Annotated in this window: 15 protein-coding genes; all 15 read left to right on the forward strand. The window is 48.2% G+C overall.

The window, feature by feature from the left end:
* Positions 1 to 82 precede the first annotated feature (82 nt).
* The 15 genes from PCH02S_RS09795 to PCH02S_RS09865 all read left to right on the forward strand — a co-directional run bounded on the left by PCH02S_RS09795 (position 83) and on the right by PCH02S_RS09865 (position 18,960).
* Complete coding sequence (locus PCH02S_RS09795; protein ID WP_164819499.1) at positions 83 to 1,273, forward strand: ROK family transcriptional regulator; 1,191 nt, start codon at positions 83 to 85, stop codon at positions 1,271 to 1,273.
* A 764-nt stretch (positions 1,274 to 2,037) separates the two neighbouring features.
* Complete coding sequence (locus PCH02S_RS09800; protein WP_127452452.1) at positions 2,038 to 3,231, forward strand: ROK family transcriptional regulator; 1,194 nt, start codon at positions 2,038 to 2,040, stop codon at positions 3,229 to 3,231.
* A 28-nt stretch (positions 3,232 to 3,259) separates the two neighbouring features.
* Complete coding sequence (locus tag PCH02S_RS09805; RefSeq protein WP_127452453.1) at positions 3,260 to 4,372, forward strand: carbohydrate ABC transporter permease; 1,113 nt, start codon at positions 3,260 to 3,262, stop codon at positions 4,370 to 4,372.
* 3 nt (positions 4,373 to 4,375) lie between these two features.
* Positions 4,376 to 5,206 carry a carbohydrate ABC transporter permease gene (locus PCH02S_RS09810; RefSeq protein ID WP_127452455.1) on the forward strand — a complete coding sequence of 277 codons (831 nt, stop codon included), beginning with the start codon at positions 4,376 to 4,378 and terminating at the stop codon, positions 5,204 to 5,206.
* 32 nt (positions 5,207 to 5,238) lie between these two features.
* On the forward strand, positions 5,239 to 6,570 hold the full coding sequence (locus PCH02S_RS09815) for a sugar ABC transporter substrate-binding protein (protein WP_164819500.1): 1,332 nt from the start codon (positions 5,239 to 5,241) through the stop codon (positions 6,568 to 6,570).
* Between the two features lie 21 nt (positions 6,571 to 6,591).
* Positions 6,592 to 7,647, forward strand: coding sequence for an aldose 1-epimerase family protein (locus PCH02S_RS09820; RefSeq protein WP_127452459.1), 1,056 nt, complete (start codon positions 6,592 to 6,594; stop codon positions 7,645 to 7,647).
* Between the two features lie 37 nt (positions 7,648 to 7,684).
* Positions 7,685 to 9,214, forward strand: a complete 1,530-nt coding sequence (locus tag PCH02S_RS09825; RefSeq protein ID WP_246069011.1) for a DUF3604 domain-containing protein — start codon at positions 7,685 to 7,687, stop codon at positions 9,212 to 9,214.
* Positions 9,215 to 9,228: 14 nt separating this feature from the next.
* A complete protein-coding gene (locus tag PCH02S_RS09830) occupies positions 9,229 to 10,308 on the forward strand; it encodes a Gfo/Idh/MocA family protein (protein ID WP_127452461.1) in 1,080 nt (359 codons plus the stop codon).
* Positions 10,309 to 10,326: 18 nt separating this feature from the next.
* Positions 10,327 to 11,322 carry a Gfo/Idh/MocA family protein gene (locus tag PCH02S_RS09835; RefSeq protein WP_127452462.1) on the forward strand — a complete coding sequence of 332 codons (996 nt, stop codon included), beginning with the start codon at positions 10,327 to 10,329 and terminating at the stop codon, positions 11,320 to 11,322.
* Positions 11,315 to 12,298: a Gfo/Idh/MocA family protein gene (locus PCH02S_RS09840; RefSeq protein WP_127452464.1), complete on the forward strand. Its 984-nt coding sequence runs from the start codon at positions 11,315 to 11,317 to the stop codon at positions 12,296 to 12,298. The genes PCH02S_RS09835 and PCH02S_RS09840 overlap by 8 nt, the downstream gene beginning before the upstream one ends.
* A 490-nt stretch (positions 12,299 to 12,788) precedes the next feature.
* Positions 12,789 to 13,583 (forward strand): response regulator transcription factor, encoded by a 795-nt coding sequence (locus PCH02S_RS09845; RefSeq protein WP_127452465.1) that lies wholly within the window; start codon positions 12,789 to 12,791, stop codon positions 13,581 to 13,583.
* Positions 13,584 to 13,590: 7 nt separating this feature from the next.
* Positions 13,591 to 15,384, forward strand: coding sequence for a sensor histidine kinase (locus PCH02S_RS09850; RefSeq protein WP_127452467.1), 1,794 nt, complete (start codon positions 13,591 to 13,593; stop codon positions 15,382 to 15,384).
* 231 nt (positions 15,385 to 15,615) lie between these two features.
* Positions 15,616 to 16,476: an ABC transporter permease gene (locus PCH02S_RS09855; protein WP_397369575.1), complete on the forward strand. Its 861-nt coding sequence runs from the start codon at positions 15,616 to 15,618 to the stop codon at positions 16,474 to 16,476.
* On the forward strand, positions 16,470 to 17,330 hold the full coding sequence (locus PCH02S_RS09860) for a carbohydrate ABC transporter permease (protein WP_127452470.1): 861 nt from the start codon (positions 16,470 to 16,472) through the stop codon (positions 17,328 to 17,330). The genes PCH02S_RS09855 and PCH02S_RS09860 overlap by 7 nt, the downstream gene beginning before the upstream one ends.
* A gap of 91 nt (positions 17,331 to 17,421) precedes the next feature.
* Positions 17,422 to 18,960 (forward strand): extracellular solute-binding protein, encoded by a 1,539-nt coding sequence (locus tag PCH02S_RS09865; protein ID WP_127452472.1) that lies wholly within the window; start codon positions 17,422 to 17,424, stop codon positions 18,958 to 18,960.
* Positions 18,961 to 19,020: the final 60 nt, after the last annotated feature.

The following is a 19,020-nucleotide window of genomic DNA, read 5'->3' on the forward strand; positions in this document are numbered from 1 at the left end:
GGTTTGTTAGTTATATCAACTAACGTACAGTTGTGTTTGATAAGAGCTCAACTTCGTAGACAGAATGGATGGAACTAGGAAGATGATCAGTAAAAACGACATGAAAGAACGAAACCGGATGAGCATTCTGAAAACGATCCGAAGAGGAGTTTGTTCCCGTGCGGACATCTCGGCCACGCTAGGTCTAAGTAAGCCAGCGGTGTCTGCGCTCGTCGACGAGCTGATCAAGGAGGGCTTGGTGTACGAGACCGGAAGGGGTGACTCGACTGAAGCAGGCGGCAAGAAACCCATCTTGCTAGACTTTCATGCGAACGTGTCGATGATTGCAGCTGTTTCCTTTAACAATAAGCATTACGAGGTCGCGTTAGTTGATTTGGTTGGTGACGTGAAGTTTTATGTGAAAAAAGAAATCCGCATCTCTGACGACTATCGGCAAACCATCGATCTGATCGTACAAGAAATACGCGACTTAATTCAAGTGGCGAGGGAGCAGGGACATCAACAGCCTGTCATAGCTTGCGGCGTAGCCATTCGCGGACTGGTGGACACGAAGATGGGGATTATGCGCTATTCCTCGGCGATGCCATGGAAGGATGCTCCCATCGGGGATTACATGGAGCAAAGCCTGGATATTCCGATCTTTCTCGAAAATGATGCAAGGGCAGGCACGTATGTTGAACTATTGAACAGTAACGGAACTTACGGCAATTCGCTCGTCTGCGTTAGTGTCGGACTCGGTATCGGGACGGGCGTCGCGATTGGCAATGAAGTGTACCGTGGAGCGTTCGACGGTGCTGTAAACTTGGCTCATGCGACAATCGACCATGACGGTCCTCTTTGCCGCTGCGGAAATCGCGGCTGTTGGGAGGCTTTGGCATCCATCACTGCTTTCAGTGAAGAGCTGGTACGTCGCGATGGAAAATATGCGGATTTAGAATTCAGTGAAATTCTAAACCTTTACCATGAGGGGGACGCTGTTGTCGCGGATGTTTTGTTCAATTATACCGGCTATTGGCTCGGGGTAGGCATAACCAACATCTTGCATACCTTTAATCCTGAGGTACTGATTATTCAAGGGGAACTTACATCTGTCGGGCCTGAGCTTGAGCGGAAAATTATCGAAGTTGTCCATCAACGAGTGAAATCTGCGGTCACAAAGCGCAGTGTGATTCGTTTTTCCGAACATTCCGAAAAACTTCAGGTAAGGGGAGCAGCGGCTGTTATCTCCCAGTACTTTTTCTCCGATTCGCATCATCGTCTTATTTGGAAATGATAGCGTTGTTGCTTTAACGGACCCCAGCGCCGTTATTCTAGGCAAATTGCCGCAATTTGCATCATTAACGGACTCCAGTGACGTTATTTTGTCATTTAGCATGCTAAATCCCGCTTTGAGGTACGAATAGCAGCGCTGGAGTCCGTTAGAATTGGAAAGAGCCGCAATTCCTGCGAATAGCGGCTTCTCGGTCCGTTAGGGATTGGCGCTACGCCTAGTGCTCTGAACTATATTCTAACCGCATATCTAAACCGAGGAACCACGTCGCATAGCGCACAGCATAACCAACCCCAAACCGTACTTCCAAACTTTACACGCACGCCGCGTAACTAAACCGCACCTGCACATTGCACACCGCACACCGCACACCCTCACCCAATACCCACACTCTGACCAGTGTATCTCGAAAAGTAGCCAGCTACTCTAACGGACCCCAGAGCCGTTATTGCCGCCCAATTGCCGCCATTTGCAACATTAACGGACCCCAGTGACGTTATTTCGTCTTTTCACACGCTAAATCCCGCCTTGAAGCACGAATAGCGGCACTGGAGTCCGTTAGAATTGGAAAAGCCCCAATTCCAGCGAATAGCGACCGCTCGGTCCGTTAGAGACGAGCGCCAATCTGCCCACAACATAAAGCTCAAAAAATATATTGACAGCCCCAACGGGGAGGCAGTAATATTGCCTTATAAGTTAGTTAGTTATTATAACTAACATACGTAAAACCAATTCATGCCGACAAATGGACAGATTGGAAGGACACGATGAAAATGATCAGCAAAAACGATATGAAAGAACGAAACCGGATGAGCATTCTGAAAACGATCAGAAGCGGAGTTTGCTCACGAGCCGAAATTTCAGCAGCTCTTGGGCTAAGTAAGCCGGCCGTTTCCGCGCTCGTTGATGAACTGATCAAGGAAGGCCTGGTGGTTGAGACCGGAAGGGGGGACTCTACCGAAGCCGGCGGTAAAAAGCCCATTCTGCTTGATTTTCAGGCAGATGTGGCGATGATCGCAGCCGTATCTTTTAACAACAAGCATTACGAAATTGCGCTAGTCGATTTACTGGGTGTCGTGAAGTTTTATATGAAAAAGAAAATCCGCATCTATGATGACTACCGGCAGACGATCGATCTGATCGTGCAGGGAATTCGCGATTTGATTCAAGAGGCGCGTGCGCAAGGCCAGCAGCAGCCTGTCATGGCATGCGGCATTGCTGTTCGCGGACTGGTCGACACGGATAAAGGCATTATGCGCTATTCATCGGCGATGCCATGGAAGGACGCTCCCATCGGAGAATATATGAGTCAAAGCCTGGACATCCCGATTTTCCTGGAAAATGATGCGAGGGCTGGCACGTATGTAGAGATGCTGAACAGCAACGGCAACTATAGAGATACGCTGGTTTGCGTCAGCGTCGGAATCGGGATCGGGACCGGAGTCGTCATCGGTAATGAGGTGTACCGGGGAGCATTTGGTGGGGCTGTAAACTTGGCTCATGCAACCATTGATCATGATGGCCCCCTGTGTCGCTGCGGCAACCGCGGTTGTTGGGAAGCTCTGGCATCCATCACGGCTTTTGGCGAAGAGCTGTCACGCAGAGACGGAAAGTATGCGGAGCTAGAGTTCGGTGAAATCGTAAGCCTTTACCGTGAGGACGATCCGATTGTTGCAGATGTTTTGCTTAACTATACCGGCTATTGGCTGGGGATTGGCATCGCTACGATATTAAATGTGTTTAATCCCGAACAGCTGATTATCCAAGGGGAGATTACCCAAGCAGGCCCTGAATTGGAAAAGAAAATTATCGAAGTTGTTCAGCAAAGAGTTTCCGCGGTCACAAGGCGCAGCCAAATCCGGTTCTCCGAACATTCGGAGAAGCTTCAAGTGAGGGGGGCTGCTGCGATCATCAGCAATCATTTTTTTTCCGACATGTATCACCGTATGATTTGGCAATGACTTCGTCTATGGGGGGATTGGTTCGTGTATGGATCAAATAAAGCAAGCAAGAAGCCATTCAGCACCAGCATACTTGTTTTTATGGTTGTCTATCTTGGGACTCGTTACAAATATCTTTACACTGCAAAGTGAGATAGCTCCTGCAGCCAAATTCGGCTTGATTGGAGTAACCGTTGTTTTCATATTCCTATGGTCTTTGTTTTTCTTCGGAGATAAACATATCCGCTATACGCTTGTGATTCCAGGATTTGTGATTTTATTTTGCGTCACAACCGTACCCGCAATCTTCCTCCTATACCTTAGTGTGTTTGACGTATCGCTGTTAAATTTCAAAGGGGAATGGTCATTTGTTGGGCTTACTAACTATACGTATTTCCTCACCAAAGACAAATTGTTCTACGGAGCCATTATCCGCACGATTGAATACATGGTCATTGTGCTCGGGCTGCAAATGGTAATCGGAATGGGCCTTGCGCTGCTGCTGCAGCGAGAGTTTCGAGGCCGCTCTTTCGTTTCATCGGTGCTGGTGATCCCGGTGATGACGTGTCCCATCGTCATTGCGATGCTGTGGAAATATATGTACAGCAGTTATAACGGCTTTATAAATCTAATGTTAAAAAACGTGGGAATCGGCGAGATCCCGTGGCTAACCAATCAACCGCTGCCATGGATAAGCCAAATCCCGGGAATCGGTACCTTCCTGGTTACCTATCTGAATGCCAATATCGGTTTCGCGGCTGCAATTATCGTGAATATTTGGCAGTGGACGCCTTTTGTGTATCTGATGTTCCTAGCGGGGCTAAGTGCTCTGCCGAGAGAGCCGTATGAAGCAGCCAAGGTGGACGGAGCAAATGTCTGGCAGACGTATTGGCACATTACGTTCCCGTTGTTGCGCCCGGTTATTGGTGTAGTGTTCCTCATTCGAATCATTGATCTCATGAAGGTGTACGATCAGATTTGGGCTTTGTTTGGCGACTCGGTTACCATGCGCACGCTGAACATTCATATTTTTTCAACGGGTCTGACCGGTCAGGATTATAGTAAAGGCGCGGCCTTATCCATCCTTGTGCTGGTGCTCATTATCGGAATCAGCTTTCTTTTCTCAAATATCGGTAAATGGGTTTCCAAAAGGGGGGCATAACGGATGGAAAGGACCTTCAAGGCCATTGCGGCGAAAATTGTCGTAACTTGTCTTATTGCAATCGTCATCCTGGTGTGGGCAGTACCGATTTTCTGGATGATTTTAAGCAGTTTCAAGTCCACACAAGCGATCATTGAGCCAAAACTCATCGTTTGGTTTAAGCCAACACTCGCTAACTACAAATTTATTTTCGAAACTCAGAATTTTTTTCAATACCTGATCAATAGCCTGATCGTTGCGGTATGTGCGACATTTATATGCCTAACGACCGGAACGCTGGCTGCCTATAGCATTGCGCGATGGCGGACAGGAGGGAACGCGTTTGCGAACTGGGTCATTTTTACGAAAATGGCGCCGCCTGCGATTCTCATCATTCCTTTTTTCCTGATGTTCAAAAGCATTGGCTTGATCAATACGGTTTGGGCGCTTGTCATTGCCAACATTACGTTTAATATTCCTTTTGTTATCTGGACGATGCGCGGATTTTTTGATGAATTGCCTGAAGATATGGAGGAAGCTGCGTTAATTGACGGCTGCACAAGACTTGAAGCTTTTTGGCGCGTATCGCTGCCTTTGGCCCGCTCGGGTCTCATTACGACCAGCATTTTTTGCTTCCTGTTTGTATGGAATGAATACTTGTTCGGCCTTACTCTTGCGCTTTCGGAGAAAAGTAAAACATTGCCTGTAGCAACCGGGGATTTCATTACGGGGTATTCAATTAACTGGGGACCGGTATTCGGCTCGGGAAGCTTAATTCTATTGCCTGCCTTTATCATGGTTTTGTTTCTGCAACGTTATATCGTTCAGGGCTTAACTGTGGGGGCAGTTAAATAGAGCAAAAAACAATAAAAATGGAGGGTTCGAACATGAAGCTGAAGCGGTTAAAAAGAAGATCAGTGTTAACGGTATTGCTGGCGTCAAGTCTTGTTTATGCAAGTGCATGCTCAACTGACAGCGGAAAGCCAATCGACAAGGGGAGTTCAGAGAGTCCAAAGGCGCAAGAGGGGCAAAAAGCGCGGGAAATTACCATTTTTACACGTACGGGTCCTGACACGAGCGATTATGTCAAAGAACAAGGCAAAGAGTTCACGAAATTAACAGGGATCAAAGTCAACATTACCGAGCAGGGCGCCAGCAATTATTTTACCAACATGACCAATCAACTGATTGGAGGCACGGACACTTTTGACTTGGCGACTACAAACAATACGTATGTAGCTCCGCTGGCAGAAGCAGGCGCAATTGAGCCGTACGATGAGTACATCAAGAAGTTTGATCCGAACTATGATTGGAAAGATGTTGCTTTTCAATACAAGTACAAAGATAAAACGGTTGCCATGCCTTATAACCTAAGCATTCATCTGTTCTACTACCGTTCAGATTTGATTCCGAATCCGCCGCAAACCTGGGAAGAGTTCGCAGCAGAAGCTAATAAATGGACCAAGTCGAAAAATCCGGCTTCGCCAACAGCATACGGTGCATCTTGGACGGCGTTGTCCGGCTCTGAGCAGCCGAAAGTATTTTATTCGATGATGTGGTCATTTGGCGGAGAGATTGCGAAAGACGGCAAGGCAGGTGTAGGTTCGGCTGGGGCGATCAAGGCCGGAGAACTCTGGCAATCCATGGTCAAGGACGAAGTCATTCCTAAGGATACGCCAAACTGGGGGTATTCGAACGTATTCGATGCTTTGAAAACAGGCACGATTGCGATGGCCGCACCTTTCTGGAGTGCTGCTTATACAGAGCTTAAGAAAAGCGACAGCCCTTACAAGGATAAGATTAAAATTGGCGTAATTCCTGGCGAGAAGCAGGCTGACGGGAAAATCTTGCGTACACCGCTCTTCCAATCATGGACGCTGATTATGAACAAAAACGCGAAAAACAAAGAAGATGCAGCGAAATTCGTAGAGTTCATGACTAGTAAAGAAGGAGCGATGCGTGAAGCCAAACTAGGCGGTTTGCCAATTCGTTACTCTGTGCTCAGCGATCCTTCGCTGCAGCCCCGCGAATTTTACGATACAGTCCTGGAAACGTTAAAAGTCGCAAAAGACGAGCCGCTCGTGCCTTATTATTTGAAGCAGCATGAAATTATGAACACAGCCCTTTCGGGAATTATGACGGGAACGGTTAAACCGGATGCAGCGCTGAAAAGTGCGGAGAAAGATTTGCAAGCACTTATAGACGGAAGTAAAAAGTAATATTTCTGAGGGAGTGACAGGATGCCGAATGTATACGGATTACACGGAAAAGAGAGTTTGCTTGCGCATATGCCAGATATTCGCCAATTAGCCGGTTTTGAGCGTATGGAGCTGCTGCAAGGCAAAGGCCGTGGCAATGAAGTCATCCAGGTTCGCAATGGCTCAGGGCTGCAGTTTCAAATTGCGGTAAGCCGCTCTTTCGATATTGGCATGTGCGAACTGTATGGCATTCCTCTTGCCTGGCTGTCGCAAAACGGGCCTGTCGCTCCTTTTTATTATGAAAGAGAGGAGTGGAACCGCAGCTTTGAAGGCGGCTTGCTGGCAACTTGCGGCTTAACGACGATGGGCAAACCGAGTGTAGATGAAGGGCAAGTGTATGGTCCGCACGGGCGTATTTCCTCGACACCTGCGGAACTGCTGCAATCGGAGGGGCGCTGGCATGACAGCGGTCAATATGAATTGATTTTTCGCGGACGCGTCCGTGAAAGCTCAGCGACCGGTGAGAACCTTGTGTTGGAAAGGACGATCGTGACCAGGCTGGGGGAGAACAGATTGGAGATCACGGATTCGGTTACGAACGAATCGCAGCGGCCTGTTGCACATTTAATGATGCATCATTTTAACCTTGGTTTTCCGCTTATTGGTGAAAACTGTGCGATTGATATACCGGATGGCCCCAAAAGATGGATTAACGGCCAGGGAGCAACCGATCGTTGGAGCTCGTATCCTGCGCCACTGGAGAATGGACAGCCATCGGTAATGGCACACGAGAATGTGCAGGAGGATCATAAGGAAGGAACCGTTCAGGTTCGCATCAGCAACAAGATTGTGCATAACGGTGAAGAGAAAAGGTTAGTGGCAGGAATACGATACGATAAAAAAGCAAGCCCTGTCTTGACGCAGTGGAAGCATCCTGGCAAAGGAGTTTACGTACTCGGCATTGAGCCAGGCAATGCGACAACAGAAGGACGCGCTGTACATCGCGCGAGGGGAACCTTGCCGGTACTGGCTCCTGGAGAGCGGAAAACGTACTCATTTTGCGTGGAAGCTCGGTTGGAATCCATTTTACCCGTATAAGGGGTGGAAATTTGCGTGAAGGATTAACGATATTATCATGAATTGGAGTGATCGGGAAATGAAGCTGTTTTGGGGAGATTTGCATAATCACTGTGGGATTACGTATGGTTTTGGCGGTTTGGAGAACGCGTTGTCTGTGGCCAAAGAACAATTGGATTTCTGCGCAATCATTGCCCACGCGATGTGGCCGGATATGCCGGAAAGAACGGAAGGACTGGAATTTTTGGTCGATTTCCATTTGAAAGGATTTGCCAAGCTGAGAGGCAATTGGGAGCATGTCCGTGAAACGGTTAAAACGTGGAACGTTCCACATGAATTTGTAACCTTTCAAGGTTATGAGATCCACTCAAGTGAATTTGGTGATCATCATGTACTGTCAACTTCGGATGAGCTCCCTTTGATCGAAGCTGGTTCGCCGTCTGAGCTTGTAGCTGCGCTAGCTCCACTGCCCGTCATTGCTGTACCTCATCATGTGAGTTACACGCCTGGCTACCGGGGAGCGAACTGGGAGGCATTTTCGGAGTCAATCAGTCCTGTTGTGGAAGTATACTCCAAGCACGGCTGCTCCATGTCCGACTCCAGTGCGTATCCGTGTTTGCATACGATGGGCCCTCGCGACTCGCGCAATACAGTTGTATCGGCCATTCGAAGCGGAAGGAAGTTCGGCTTCGCTGGCTCAACCGATCATCACGCTGGATATCCCGGCTCTTATGGAGACGGTCGAGTGGCTGTACTGGCTACTGAAAAAACGCGTGATGCGATATGGGAGGCTCTGCTGGCTCGCCGCACATATGCAATTACCGGAGATAAAATCGCGTGTTCCTTTACCGTGAACGGCGCTATTTTTGGCAGCGAAGTGAAGGTAGACGGACGCAGAGAGCTTAAACTGGATGTTACGGGCTGCGACTTCATTGACAAAGTAAGCGTGTATAAGAACGGTGTGCTATGGAAAGTTGTTAATGCTCAGCATGCCGGTCTTCAGCAGTTACCCGAACCTCAAACGCAAGGCAAGTATAAAGTGCGTGTGGAAATGGGATGGGGCGACAGCCAAACAGGGTATGTTTGGCAGGGCAACGCTCGTCTGGACAAGGGGCAAATCGTCTCGCTAGAGACATGTTTCCGAGGACAAAGCGTATTGGCGCCGACGCCGGAGATGCGGGATAATCCGGATATTAACCTGCTCGGCAACAAGCTCATAGCTTGGTCTGAACAGAAGGCGGAATGGACTTGTACGACGTTTAAGAATGTGTCCACACGGCACCCGCAAACCGCTGCGCTTATTTTCGAAATTGAAGGAGACACAAGCAGTCAATTATCCATTGAAGTGAACGGCCAAATCTTCACTTATACGATCGGTGAGCTCCTTGAAGGAAGCCGCTCGGCGCATATGCTGCCGCACAGCTCCGAGGCCATCCTCGTGCATCGCGCTGTACCTGAACACGCGTATTCCTTCCGGGGCGAATGGCACGACGATGAAAAAGAACGAGATTGCGACGCCTATCATGTGGAAATCAGACAAACAAATGAACAGTATGCTTGGATCACGCCTGTATTCGTTATTTCTTAAGGAGGCTCCCGTTCATGGCAAAAGAGTTGAGAGTCGGAATCATTGGCTGCGGCGGCATCGCCAACGCCAAACATATGCCTAGTCTGAATAAACTGCCGCAGGTGAGTATGGCTGCTTTTGCCAACAGGACAGAGGAGAAAGCGCGATTAGCCTCTCAAATATTCGGTTCGGAGGATGCCAAGGTCTACGGGGATTACCGCCATTTACTTGAGGACAAGACGATTGACGTCGTTCATGTCTGCACTTCAAACGACTCGCATGCCGAAATTGCGATTGCCGCATTGGAAGCAGGGAAACATGTCATGTGTGAGAAGCCAATGGCCAAAACGACGGCGGAAGCCAGGAGAATGGTTGAGACGGCGAAACGTACGAATAAGAAGCTGACGATCAGTTACAATAACCGCTACCGCCCGGATTCGCAATATTTGTATCATATGTGCCGAAACGGCGATTTGGGACACATTTATTTGGCCAAAGCACATGCGCTGCGCCGCCGGGGGGTTCCGACGTGGGGAGCTTTTCTGAATAAGGATAAGCAGGGCGGCGGACCTCTGATTGATATCGGCACACACGCGCTCGACCTCGCCCTATGGCTGATGGACAACTATAAACCCAGAACGGTGTTGGGGAAAGCCTTTCATCAGCTGGGGCAGCAAGCAAGTGCAGCCAATCCGTATGGATCGTGGGATCCGATTCAATTCACGGTTGAGGATTCTGCCGTGGCGATGATTATGATGGAGAACGGATCCACCATTCAACTTGAAGCGAGCTGGGCGCTAAACATCACAAATGAAGGTGCGGGCAAAGTGACGTTATGCGGAACAGAGGCAGGCGCCGATATGTGGGATGGTCTGAACATCAATGGAGAAAAGTATGGGAAACTGTATACGACCCGTATCCATCTTCAGCATACGGGGGTCCCTTTCTATAAGACTCAAGAAGAAAGTCCGGCGGATCTCGAAGCGCGGTTATGGATTGAAGCTTTGATGAACGGGCAGGATCCGATTGTGAAGCCTGAGCAAGCACTTGTTGTGCAGGAAATCCTAGAAGCGATTTATGTTTCTTCGGAAACCGGGAAAGCTGTTTCGCTCTAAAGTGGGGGAGGCCTTTTTATGATAGAAGTAGCTTTGGTTGGCGCAGGAAATGCGGCGAGAAAATATGCGCAGCTGCTATTGGAAACGGGAAAGGTGGAAATCGTTGGTCTATACGATGAGCGGGAGGAAGCGGCAGTAGAGCTTGCTGCGGATTACGGTGGCCTTATCTTCCCCTCGATCGCCGATTTGAACGATGCACTGCCCTTGAGCACTTTGTTCGTTTGTGTCGGACTTCAGAAGCTTCGGAACGACTGGACCCAGACGGTGAGACTCCTACTAGAAAAGGGTAGAACCGTTATAACCGAAATGCCTGCGGCTTCCCGTTTGTTGGATGTTCAAGCCATGTTGCGTGCTGCCGGCTCAAGCGGAGGTCGCTTGCTATTTATCAATCCGGAACGTTTTTATTTTCATCAAATGGATATTAAAAAGCGGATAGTTGCCGGAACGATTGGCAGCATCGGGGTGATTAACGTCAAGCGTTATAGTCCAGAGCTGCCTGAAGATGAGTCACGAAGCGCGCTCCAGCGGCTCGCTATATACGACATCGACGTGCTTCGTTGGATCGCAGGGGAAGTTACTAGCGTCTACGCCATGCAAAGAGGCACGGGGGATTTGGACTATGTCTTGATTACGCTTAAATTCCGCTGTGGGACAATTGCCAATCTCGAAGCGTGTTTGGGATACCCGGAGGAGTATACATCGGCCGTGGAATATGCCGGTACACATGGTTTGCTTCGCTATGATAACCGGAAAACAGATGCTTTGCATGTTTATAAAGCGGCAAGTCCACGGAAGCAAGACTTCAGTCCTTCCTTTCGCAATCCTGAATATGAAGAGCTAGTTCATTTGTTAGACTGCGTGAAAGAGGGTTTGCAGCCGGTAATGACGGCGGAGGATGCCCTTGGAACGTTGAAGGTAGCAGCTGCAGCGGAACAATCCATCTTGACTGGACAGCCGGTGGAGCTCATGGACCCTACGTTTTCGCACGGGATTGGAGGCGAAGAGGATGCATAAACGGAAGATCGGCATGATCAGTTTTGCCCATCTGCATGCGGTCAGCTATTTGGAAGCTTTGGTACGGCGCGACGATGTGGAGCTTGTCGGAATTGCAGATGAAAACCGGGAGCGGGTGGAACCGTTCATTAGGAAGTACCAGCTGCCTTATTATGCGGATTACCGTGAGCTGCTGGCTGGAGATGTCGAGGCCGTCATTATCTCCTCGGAAAACGCCAATCACGCTGAGATGACCATTGAGGCAGCGAAGCACAAAAAGCATGTGCTATGTGAGAAGCCGCTAGGTGTGTCCCGCGAACAAATGCGTCAGATGATCGAGGCGTGCCAAGCTGGCGGCGTGCAATTGATGACGTCCTTTCCAAACCGTTACATTCCGATGATTGTGGAGGCGAAAAGGGCCATTGAGCGTGGCGAGATCGGCGAGGTGATCGCTGTTAAGGCGACGAACAAAGGCGAAATGATTGGCGGTTGGTTTAATGACCGCTCGTTGTCCGGCGGGGGCTCTCTCATGGATCATACCGTGCATGTCATGGATCTATTGAACTGGATTTTCCAATCGCAAGCCGTTGAAGTTTACGCGCAGGCCGACAGTCTGTTTCATGGCATCGATATGGATGATGCTGCCATGGTTCATGTCAAATTTGCCAACGGAGTTATCGCTGCTTTGGATGCAAGTTGGTCAAGGAAGCATGCGGCTCCTTATAAACGCGACTTAACGATGACGTTCATCGGAACGGAGGGTGTCATTTCCATGGATTATTTCGCTCAGGTGAACGAAATATACAGCGAAACGACCGGGCATGCGGAGTGGAGCTATTGGGGTGATAACAAAGATGAGATGCTGATCGATGATTGGATTCAATGTCTAAAAGAAGATCGGCCTGTGTCAATTACAGGTGAGGATGGCTACAATTCAACGGTTATTGCGCTAGCGGCTTACGAGTCGATTCGCTTAAATAAACCGGTGCGCCTCTAGGGGCGGGGACATATTTTAGCTGGAGGTTGCTTTTCAAGTAGAATGCTTCTACTTGAGGGCAGCCTCTTTTTGAATTGCCACGAAACTACCGAAGGAAATAGCCTGATTTTGTGGGAAAACGGAACTACAGGGCGTTATTTCGAGAAAATTTAATATTTTCGTAATGAAACGGAACTACAAGGTTTTATTTTACCATAAATAACCGTTTCTCAATCGAAAACCGAATAATAAAGGACCACAGTTCCCCTCACCTGGCGCAAGTGCCTGCTTTTTGAAAAATAGGGGACCACAGTTCCCCGAGAGTTTCTGCGAGTAGATGTCCTCTGACTGGTGGCGGCAGCCGCCATGTGGAGGCGACATAATGCGCGCGAGAGTTTGGTTTTTCATACATTTTTACATTATTTCTGTATAAACAAAAACTGATATAATTGATATCATTGTGTTAAAGAATGATAGCGATTTCAAGCTTCAAAGGAAGGTGGTGGGCAATATGTCTGTCGCACCCGTACGCGTGCTGATTATTGATGATGAATTGCCGTTAAGACAAGAACTCCGGTCCATGCCGTGGCCTACATTTGGCGCAGAACTGGTTGGAGAGGCCGAGAATGGGGAGGAGGCTCTGGAGCTCTGTATCGCTTTGGAACCCGACCTTGTGATCTCAGATATTACGATGCCCATCATGGATGGCTTAACATTGTTCCGCAACGTCAAAATAAGATTTCCGCACATCCAATTCGTGCTCTTAACATGTCATAGCGATTTTCATTACGCCCAAGAAGCGCTGAAGTTAGGAGCCTTGGACTATTTTACGAAGCTGTCCTTTGATGAAGAGGATATGAAGACAGCGATTGAAAAAGCGAGAGCAGCGATCCGACGTGAAGTCGATCTGAAACAATATGAACAAGAACGGATGCGCCGAGAGTCAGCCAATGCGAATGCGCCAAAACCAGCGGTGAGTGACGAACGGAAGATTCGGAAAGAAGTTCAGCTCGCCCAGCGAATTATTGAGATCAAGCTCGGCGAACCGATTACGCTAACCTCCGTTTCGGAAGAAGTTGGGCTGAGCTCCTATTACCTTAGCCGACTGTTTCGGGAAGAAACAGGGGAATCCTTTAACGATTATGTGACCCGGCTGCGCATGGAGAAAGCTGTGAATCTGCTCCAGAACACGCAGCTCAAAGTGTATGAAGTCGCCGAGCAGGTAGGGATTCCAAGTTACCGTTACTTCTCACAGCTATTCCGTAATTGGACCGGCGTAGCGCCTACAGACTATAAAAAGGGATGATGCTAAAATGAAAGCGCTAATCTCATGGTTTGGCAGCTGGAGTATGTTGGCCAAGCATTTTCTATTTTTGTCCCTGGGAACACTTGTACTGTTAGGGGGCCTTGGCTACATCAACTTGCGCGAAGCGGAGGGACTGTTTCGTAAACAGGTCGTGTCGGACGCCCAAGTCATTATTGACCGAACCAATCTCTATATGAACGCCTATTTGGACAATGTACAAAATATTCTTTTGCTGATTTCAACCCGGGAAGATTTGTTAAATGTAGGCATGGAAAAGGAGGCTTCGGACGTTCTGCGCTCGTATGCGAATATGAACAGAACGCTATATAAGTCGCTTTATTTAGTGGGCGTAGACGGCCATGTCATATCCAACTCGCAAACCACTTTCGATATTATTGGAAATCCGGAAATCCCTAAGCTGCTTGAGAAAGCCAAGCAAACTTACGGCATTTTTATTACCGAGCCCTATCAATCCCCTATATCGGGTAAAACAGTCGCTTTCGTGCTGCCGATTCAATCGTCTTCGACGGAGTCGCTGAAAGGGATCGCCGTGGTGGAAATCGATCTCGTTCAATTAACGAATATGATCGCACAATTCATGAATACGAAGAATCAAACATTCGCCATCATTACGAACAAAAAGAATGTTGTCCATTCGTTTGATGTTGGCCTCCCGCTCAGCTCTTACCGGCTGCTTCCTTATCATACATCGGTGTATCCGCCAGAGCTGGATGAAGGGTTTGTCGATCAGGTGTCGGATCTTCCTGTCGGCGCGTCGGAGATTAATGGCCCGGAAGGCGACTTGGTTGCGGTCAAGTCCGGCATGAATAATCTGGGCTGGTATTTTATAGCCTTCTATGAAAATAGTTTTTTCTATCAAAATATTGCCAGCCTGTACCGGAATTTCAGCACGGCAGGCGTTTTCTGGATATTTCTTGTTTTGGCCAGCACCTACATGATAAGCCGGTATATCACGCTGCCGGTACGCACATTGGTTGCCAAAATGGATCGCGTGCGAGATATGGAAGTGCTCCACACGATACACGCAACAGGCAATGATGAAATTGGCCGATTGGCGCGAAGCTACAATGCCATGATGGAGCGGATTCATCATCTGATGCAGGAAACGAAGGAAGCGGAACGCCGCAAGAAGCATTTTGAGCTGAAAATGCTGCAGAGCCAAATTGCCCCGCATTTTCTGTACAATACGCTTGCTTGCATTAGCTCTTTGGCTAAACAGCATAAGATCTACGAAGTTCGGGAAACGATCAAAACCCTGGTCGGTCTGTTGTCCTTCAGTTTTGATAAAAGCACGGAATTCGTTACGTTAGCGGACGAACTGGAAGGGCTGCGCATGTATGCGTATATCCAGAAGGTGCGCTATGGCGATAAATTCACAATGGAGATCGACGCAGCGCCTGCCACGCTCTCGAAAACCATACTCAAGCTGACCCTGCAACCGCTTGTGGAAAATGCTATCTTTCATGGATTAGTTCCACTCAAACGTGAGGGAATCATTCGCATACGGGCCAAATGTGCGAAGGATAAATTGATTATTACGATCAGGGACAACGGGCTCGGGATGAGCTCGGAGGTCCTGAACAGTGTGTTCGAAGAGCGGCACAAAGCGCCGAGCAAACATAGATTCACAGGAATCGGGATCATGAATGTCCATGAGCGAATCGGGCTTCATTTTGGAACGGAGTATGGTCTGTCCATTTTCTCCTTGCCCGAAATCGGAACGTTGATTCGAATTGAACTTCCGGCAATGGAACATGAACATACAGAAAAAAACAAATAAAGCGTTTGCAAGAATTCGGACATTTTCGCAGGATCACTGTATATTTTCCAAAGAAAGCGCTTGCTATACTTAACTCAACCCGTTAGGAAGCGAGTGATCAGATGGAAAAGAGGTGGCCTCATGGAACAGCAAATCGTAGCCAAGCAGGAAGTAAAGGCGGGGAGACAAACAAAAGATGCGAGGCTTAAATTATCTGCGAAGCAGGTTTGGGCCTTTCGGGCTTTTTATCTTATGCTTTTGCCTGGCGTTATCTATTTCGTAATTTTCCGCTATATTCCCATGTATGGTGTGATTATTGCGTTTAAGGATTTTCAAATACTGGATGGCATTCTCGGCAGTGGTTGGGCGGATCCTTGGTACAAGCATTTTCAGACGTTTTTTAATTCCCCGTATTTCGGGCAGCTAATGGTTAATACGTTCGTCATTAGTATCTACAAGCTCGTATTTGGAATGGCGCCGCCAATTATTATGGCCTTGCTGCTCAATGAGTGCAGGCTGCGGTGGTTCAAAACGGTTGTGCAGACGCTCACGTATATGCCGCATTTCTTATCTTGGGTCATCATTTACGGGATTCTGATCGCCCTGCTTTCTCAGAATTCCGGGATCGTCAACCGTTTTATCGAAGATGCGGGCGGACAGTCGATTGGCTTCATGACTTCGATTGATTATTTCCGAACCATTCTGGTAAGCTCGGAAGTTTGGAAAGATCTCGGCTGGGGCGCAATTATTTACTTGGCTGCGATGACGGCGATTGATCCGACGTTATACGAAGCAGCCCGTGTGGATGGAGCAAGCCGCTTGCGGATGATTTGGCACATTACGCTGCCAGGCATTCGAAACGTCATTATCCTTCTGCTCATCTTAAAGCTGGGCCATATTATGGATGCCGGATTCGATCAAATTTATATTTTGTATAACATTCAAGTGTATCAAGTTGCCGATATCCTGGATACTTGGGTATTCCGGACAGGGCTGCAGCAGATGAACTTCTCACTGGGGGCCGCCGTAGGATTATTCAAATCCGTCATAGGGCTTATCTTGGTACTAGGTTCGAATCATTTATCCAAGAAATGGGGTGATGGCATATGGTAAGAGGCTGGGAAGACCGGATCGTAAACACGATTGTCGTCGTCATCCTCGGGCTTGCTGCTTTGGCGGCGATCGTACCGCTGATGTATGTAATTGCCGTGTCCATCACACCTTTCTCCGAGGTACTGAAGAATGGAGGATTCATCCTCATCCCGAAGTCCGTTACTTTTAGCGCTTATCACAAGTTGTTCACTGAGACGAATATTCCCAAAGCTTTCTGGGTGACGATCTTCATCACCGTCGTCGGCACGATTGTGAACCTGATTTTGACTTCATTGATGGCTTATCCACTTAGCCGTCGCAATCTGCCAGGCAGGAGCTTTTTCCTTCTCATGGTTGTGTTTACGATGTTGTTCAGCGGAGGGCTCATTCCGACGTATTTGGTTGTGAAATCCCTAGGGCTCATGGATTCCGTCTGGTCGATGATTTTGCCGAATGCGATTTGGAGTTTTAACATTTTGATTATGAAAAGCTTTTTCGAAAGCCTTCCTGAAGAGTTGTTTGAATCGGCTCGAATGGATGGCGCGAAGGAGTTCCGGATTCTCTGGCAAATCGTATTGCCGCTTTCCATACCGTCTATGCTCACGATTGGGTTATTTTACATGGTCGGCCATTGGAATGAATTTTTCCAGGCGATTATGTATGTGACGGATCGGAACCTGTTTCCTCTGCAGGTTGTTATTCGTGAAATTCTCATGCTGACCCAGCAACCGCTGGAAAATGCCGAAAATATGCTTCCTACCGAAACGATGCAAATGGCATCTGTTGTTGCTGCAAGCTTACCGATCATTATCGTGTATCCGTTCATTCAAAAGCATTTCACCAAAGGAATGCTGATGGGCTCTGTCAAAGGTTGACCCCGTTGAATGTATCAGGACTGCAGCCTGATTCGTTCTGTAACGGCGACAATAGAAGCAACTTTTATTTTAAAAGAAAGAAGGGGTATCTATGAAAAAGAAATTGCTTGTACCAATTCTTCTCGCCATGACTTTCGCCGGTGGAACGCTGATTGCCGGTTGCGGTGGAGCGCCTGCTGCGAATAAACCTGCTGATAAAGCTGCGGAAAGCGGCAAGCCGGCTGCCAGCGCCAAGCCGGTTAAGCTTGACATTATCGAAACGGGCAGCGGCCTTCCTTCTCCTGATCAAGACATCATTAAGCAAGAGCTGGATAAAGCGCTGGGCACGGATCTGAATTTGACCGTGTATGCCTCTGGCGACGATTACAAAAATCAGTTAAACGTGCGCATGTCATCGGCGAACTTCCCGGATTTATTCGCTGTCGACCGCCAGCAGTTAAAGCAATTTACAGACCAGGGACTTCTGCTTGATCTCACGCCTTATTTGGATAAACTTAAGCCCGTACAAGACTTCATTGGAGCAGACAGTTTGAAGAAAGGGATGCTGAACGGCAAAACGTATGCCATCGCGAAGTCACCGCAAGTTCCCTACAACACGTACTGGATTCGCCAGGATTGGCTCGACAAGCTGAATCTGAAAGTTCCGACTACACCGGAGGAAATGCTTGAGGTAGCTAAAGCGTTTACCGAGAAAGACCCGGATGGTAATGGGAAAAAGGATACGTATGGCCTCACAGGCGGCAAATTGGGAGCTTTTGATACGATTTTTGGAGCCTATGGCGTTGGTATGGATGGCGGCACTCCGACAGTCTACGTGAAGGATAATAAAGTGGTGAACTCGCTGTATGATCCCGGGATGAAGGATGCTCTTGCTTTTATCCAGAAGATGATTGCATCCGGTTCCGTAGATCCCGAGCTGTTGGCTAACTCCGGCCTTCAGCACCAGCAAAAAGCAATTAAAGGGCAAGCGGGAATCGTCTATCTGGATTGGCCGAATGTGACGAAGGATCAATTTGTTGAGCAAATTAAGGCAGTGAATCCGAATGCGAAATGGGTGCAAGTTGATGCACTAAAAGGACCTGGCGGCAAATATGCAAGCGCCTATGACATTGGTAAGGCAGCAGCATTGTACGCCGTGCCGAAGTCGCTTGAGAAAAATCCGGAGAAGCTGCAGAAAGTCATCGACTTGCTCAATTATGTTTCTTCGAAGGATGGGTCTTTATTGGTGCAATATGGGGTGAAGGGCAAACATTTCAACCTCGATGGCAGTAAAGTGGTCCCAACTGATCTGATGGGCAAAGAGGGCGGTTATTTCTGGCTGTACCAATTCGCAGGACGCCCGGAGATGGAATATTTGACGGTGAAATTCGGTCCGCAGGCGAAGTATATGGAATATGCGAGCAAACAGCCGCACATTGACGGTTTGGCTGGATTCGTGGATATGCCGAATGGCTATAACGCTGCAGATGCGACTCGCTATATTGAAGAAGAGTTTTCCAAATTTATATATGGCAAGCGTCCGCTGAGTGAATATGACAGCTTCCTTAAGACGTTGGAAGGCTCGATGAATTATAAAGCGTATTTAGATGCTGCTGATAAAAGGATTAAAGAGCTTGGCTACGTGAAGTAAACGTAGAAGTGTGCGGAAAAGGAAGGAGAAATGGGCTTCCTTTTCTTTTAAAAACACTAT

The sequence above is a fragment of the Paenibacillus chondroitinus NBRC 15376 genome, assembly GCF_004000765.1.
In the GTDB taxonomy this organism is placed as follows: Bacteria; Bacillota; Bacilli; order Paenibacillales; family NBRC-103111; genus Paenibacillus_E; species Paenibacillus_E chondroitinus.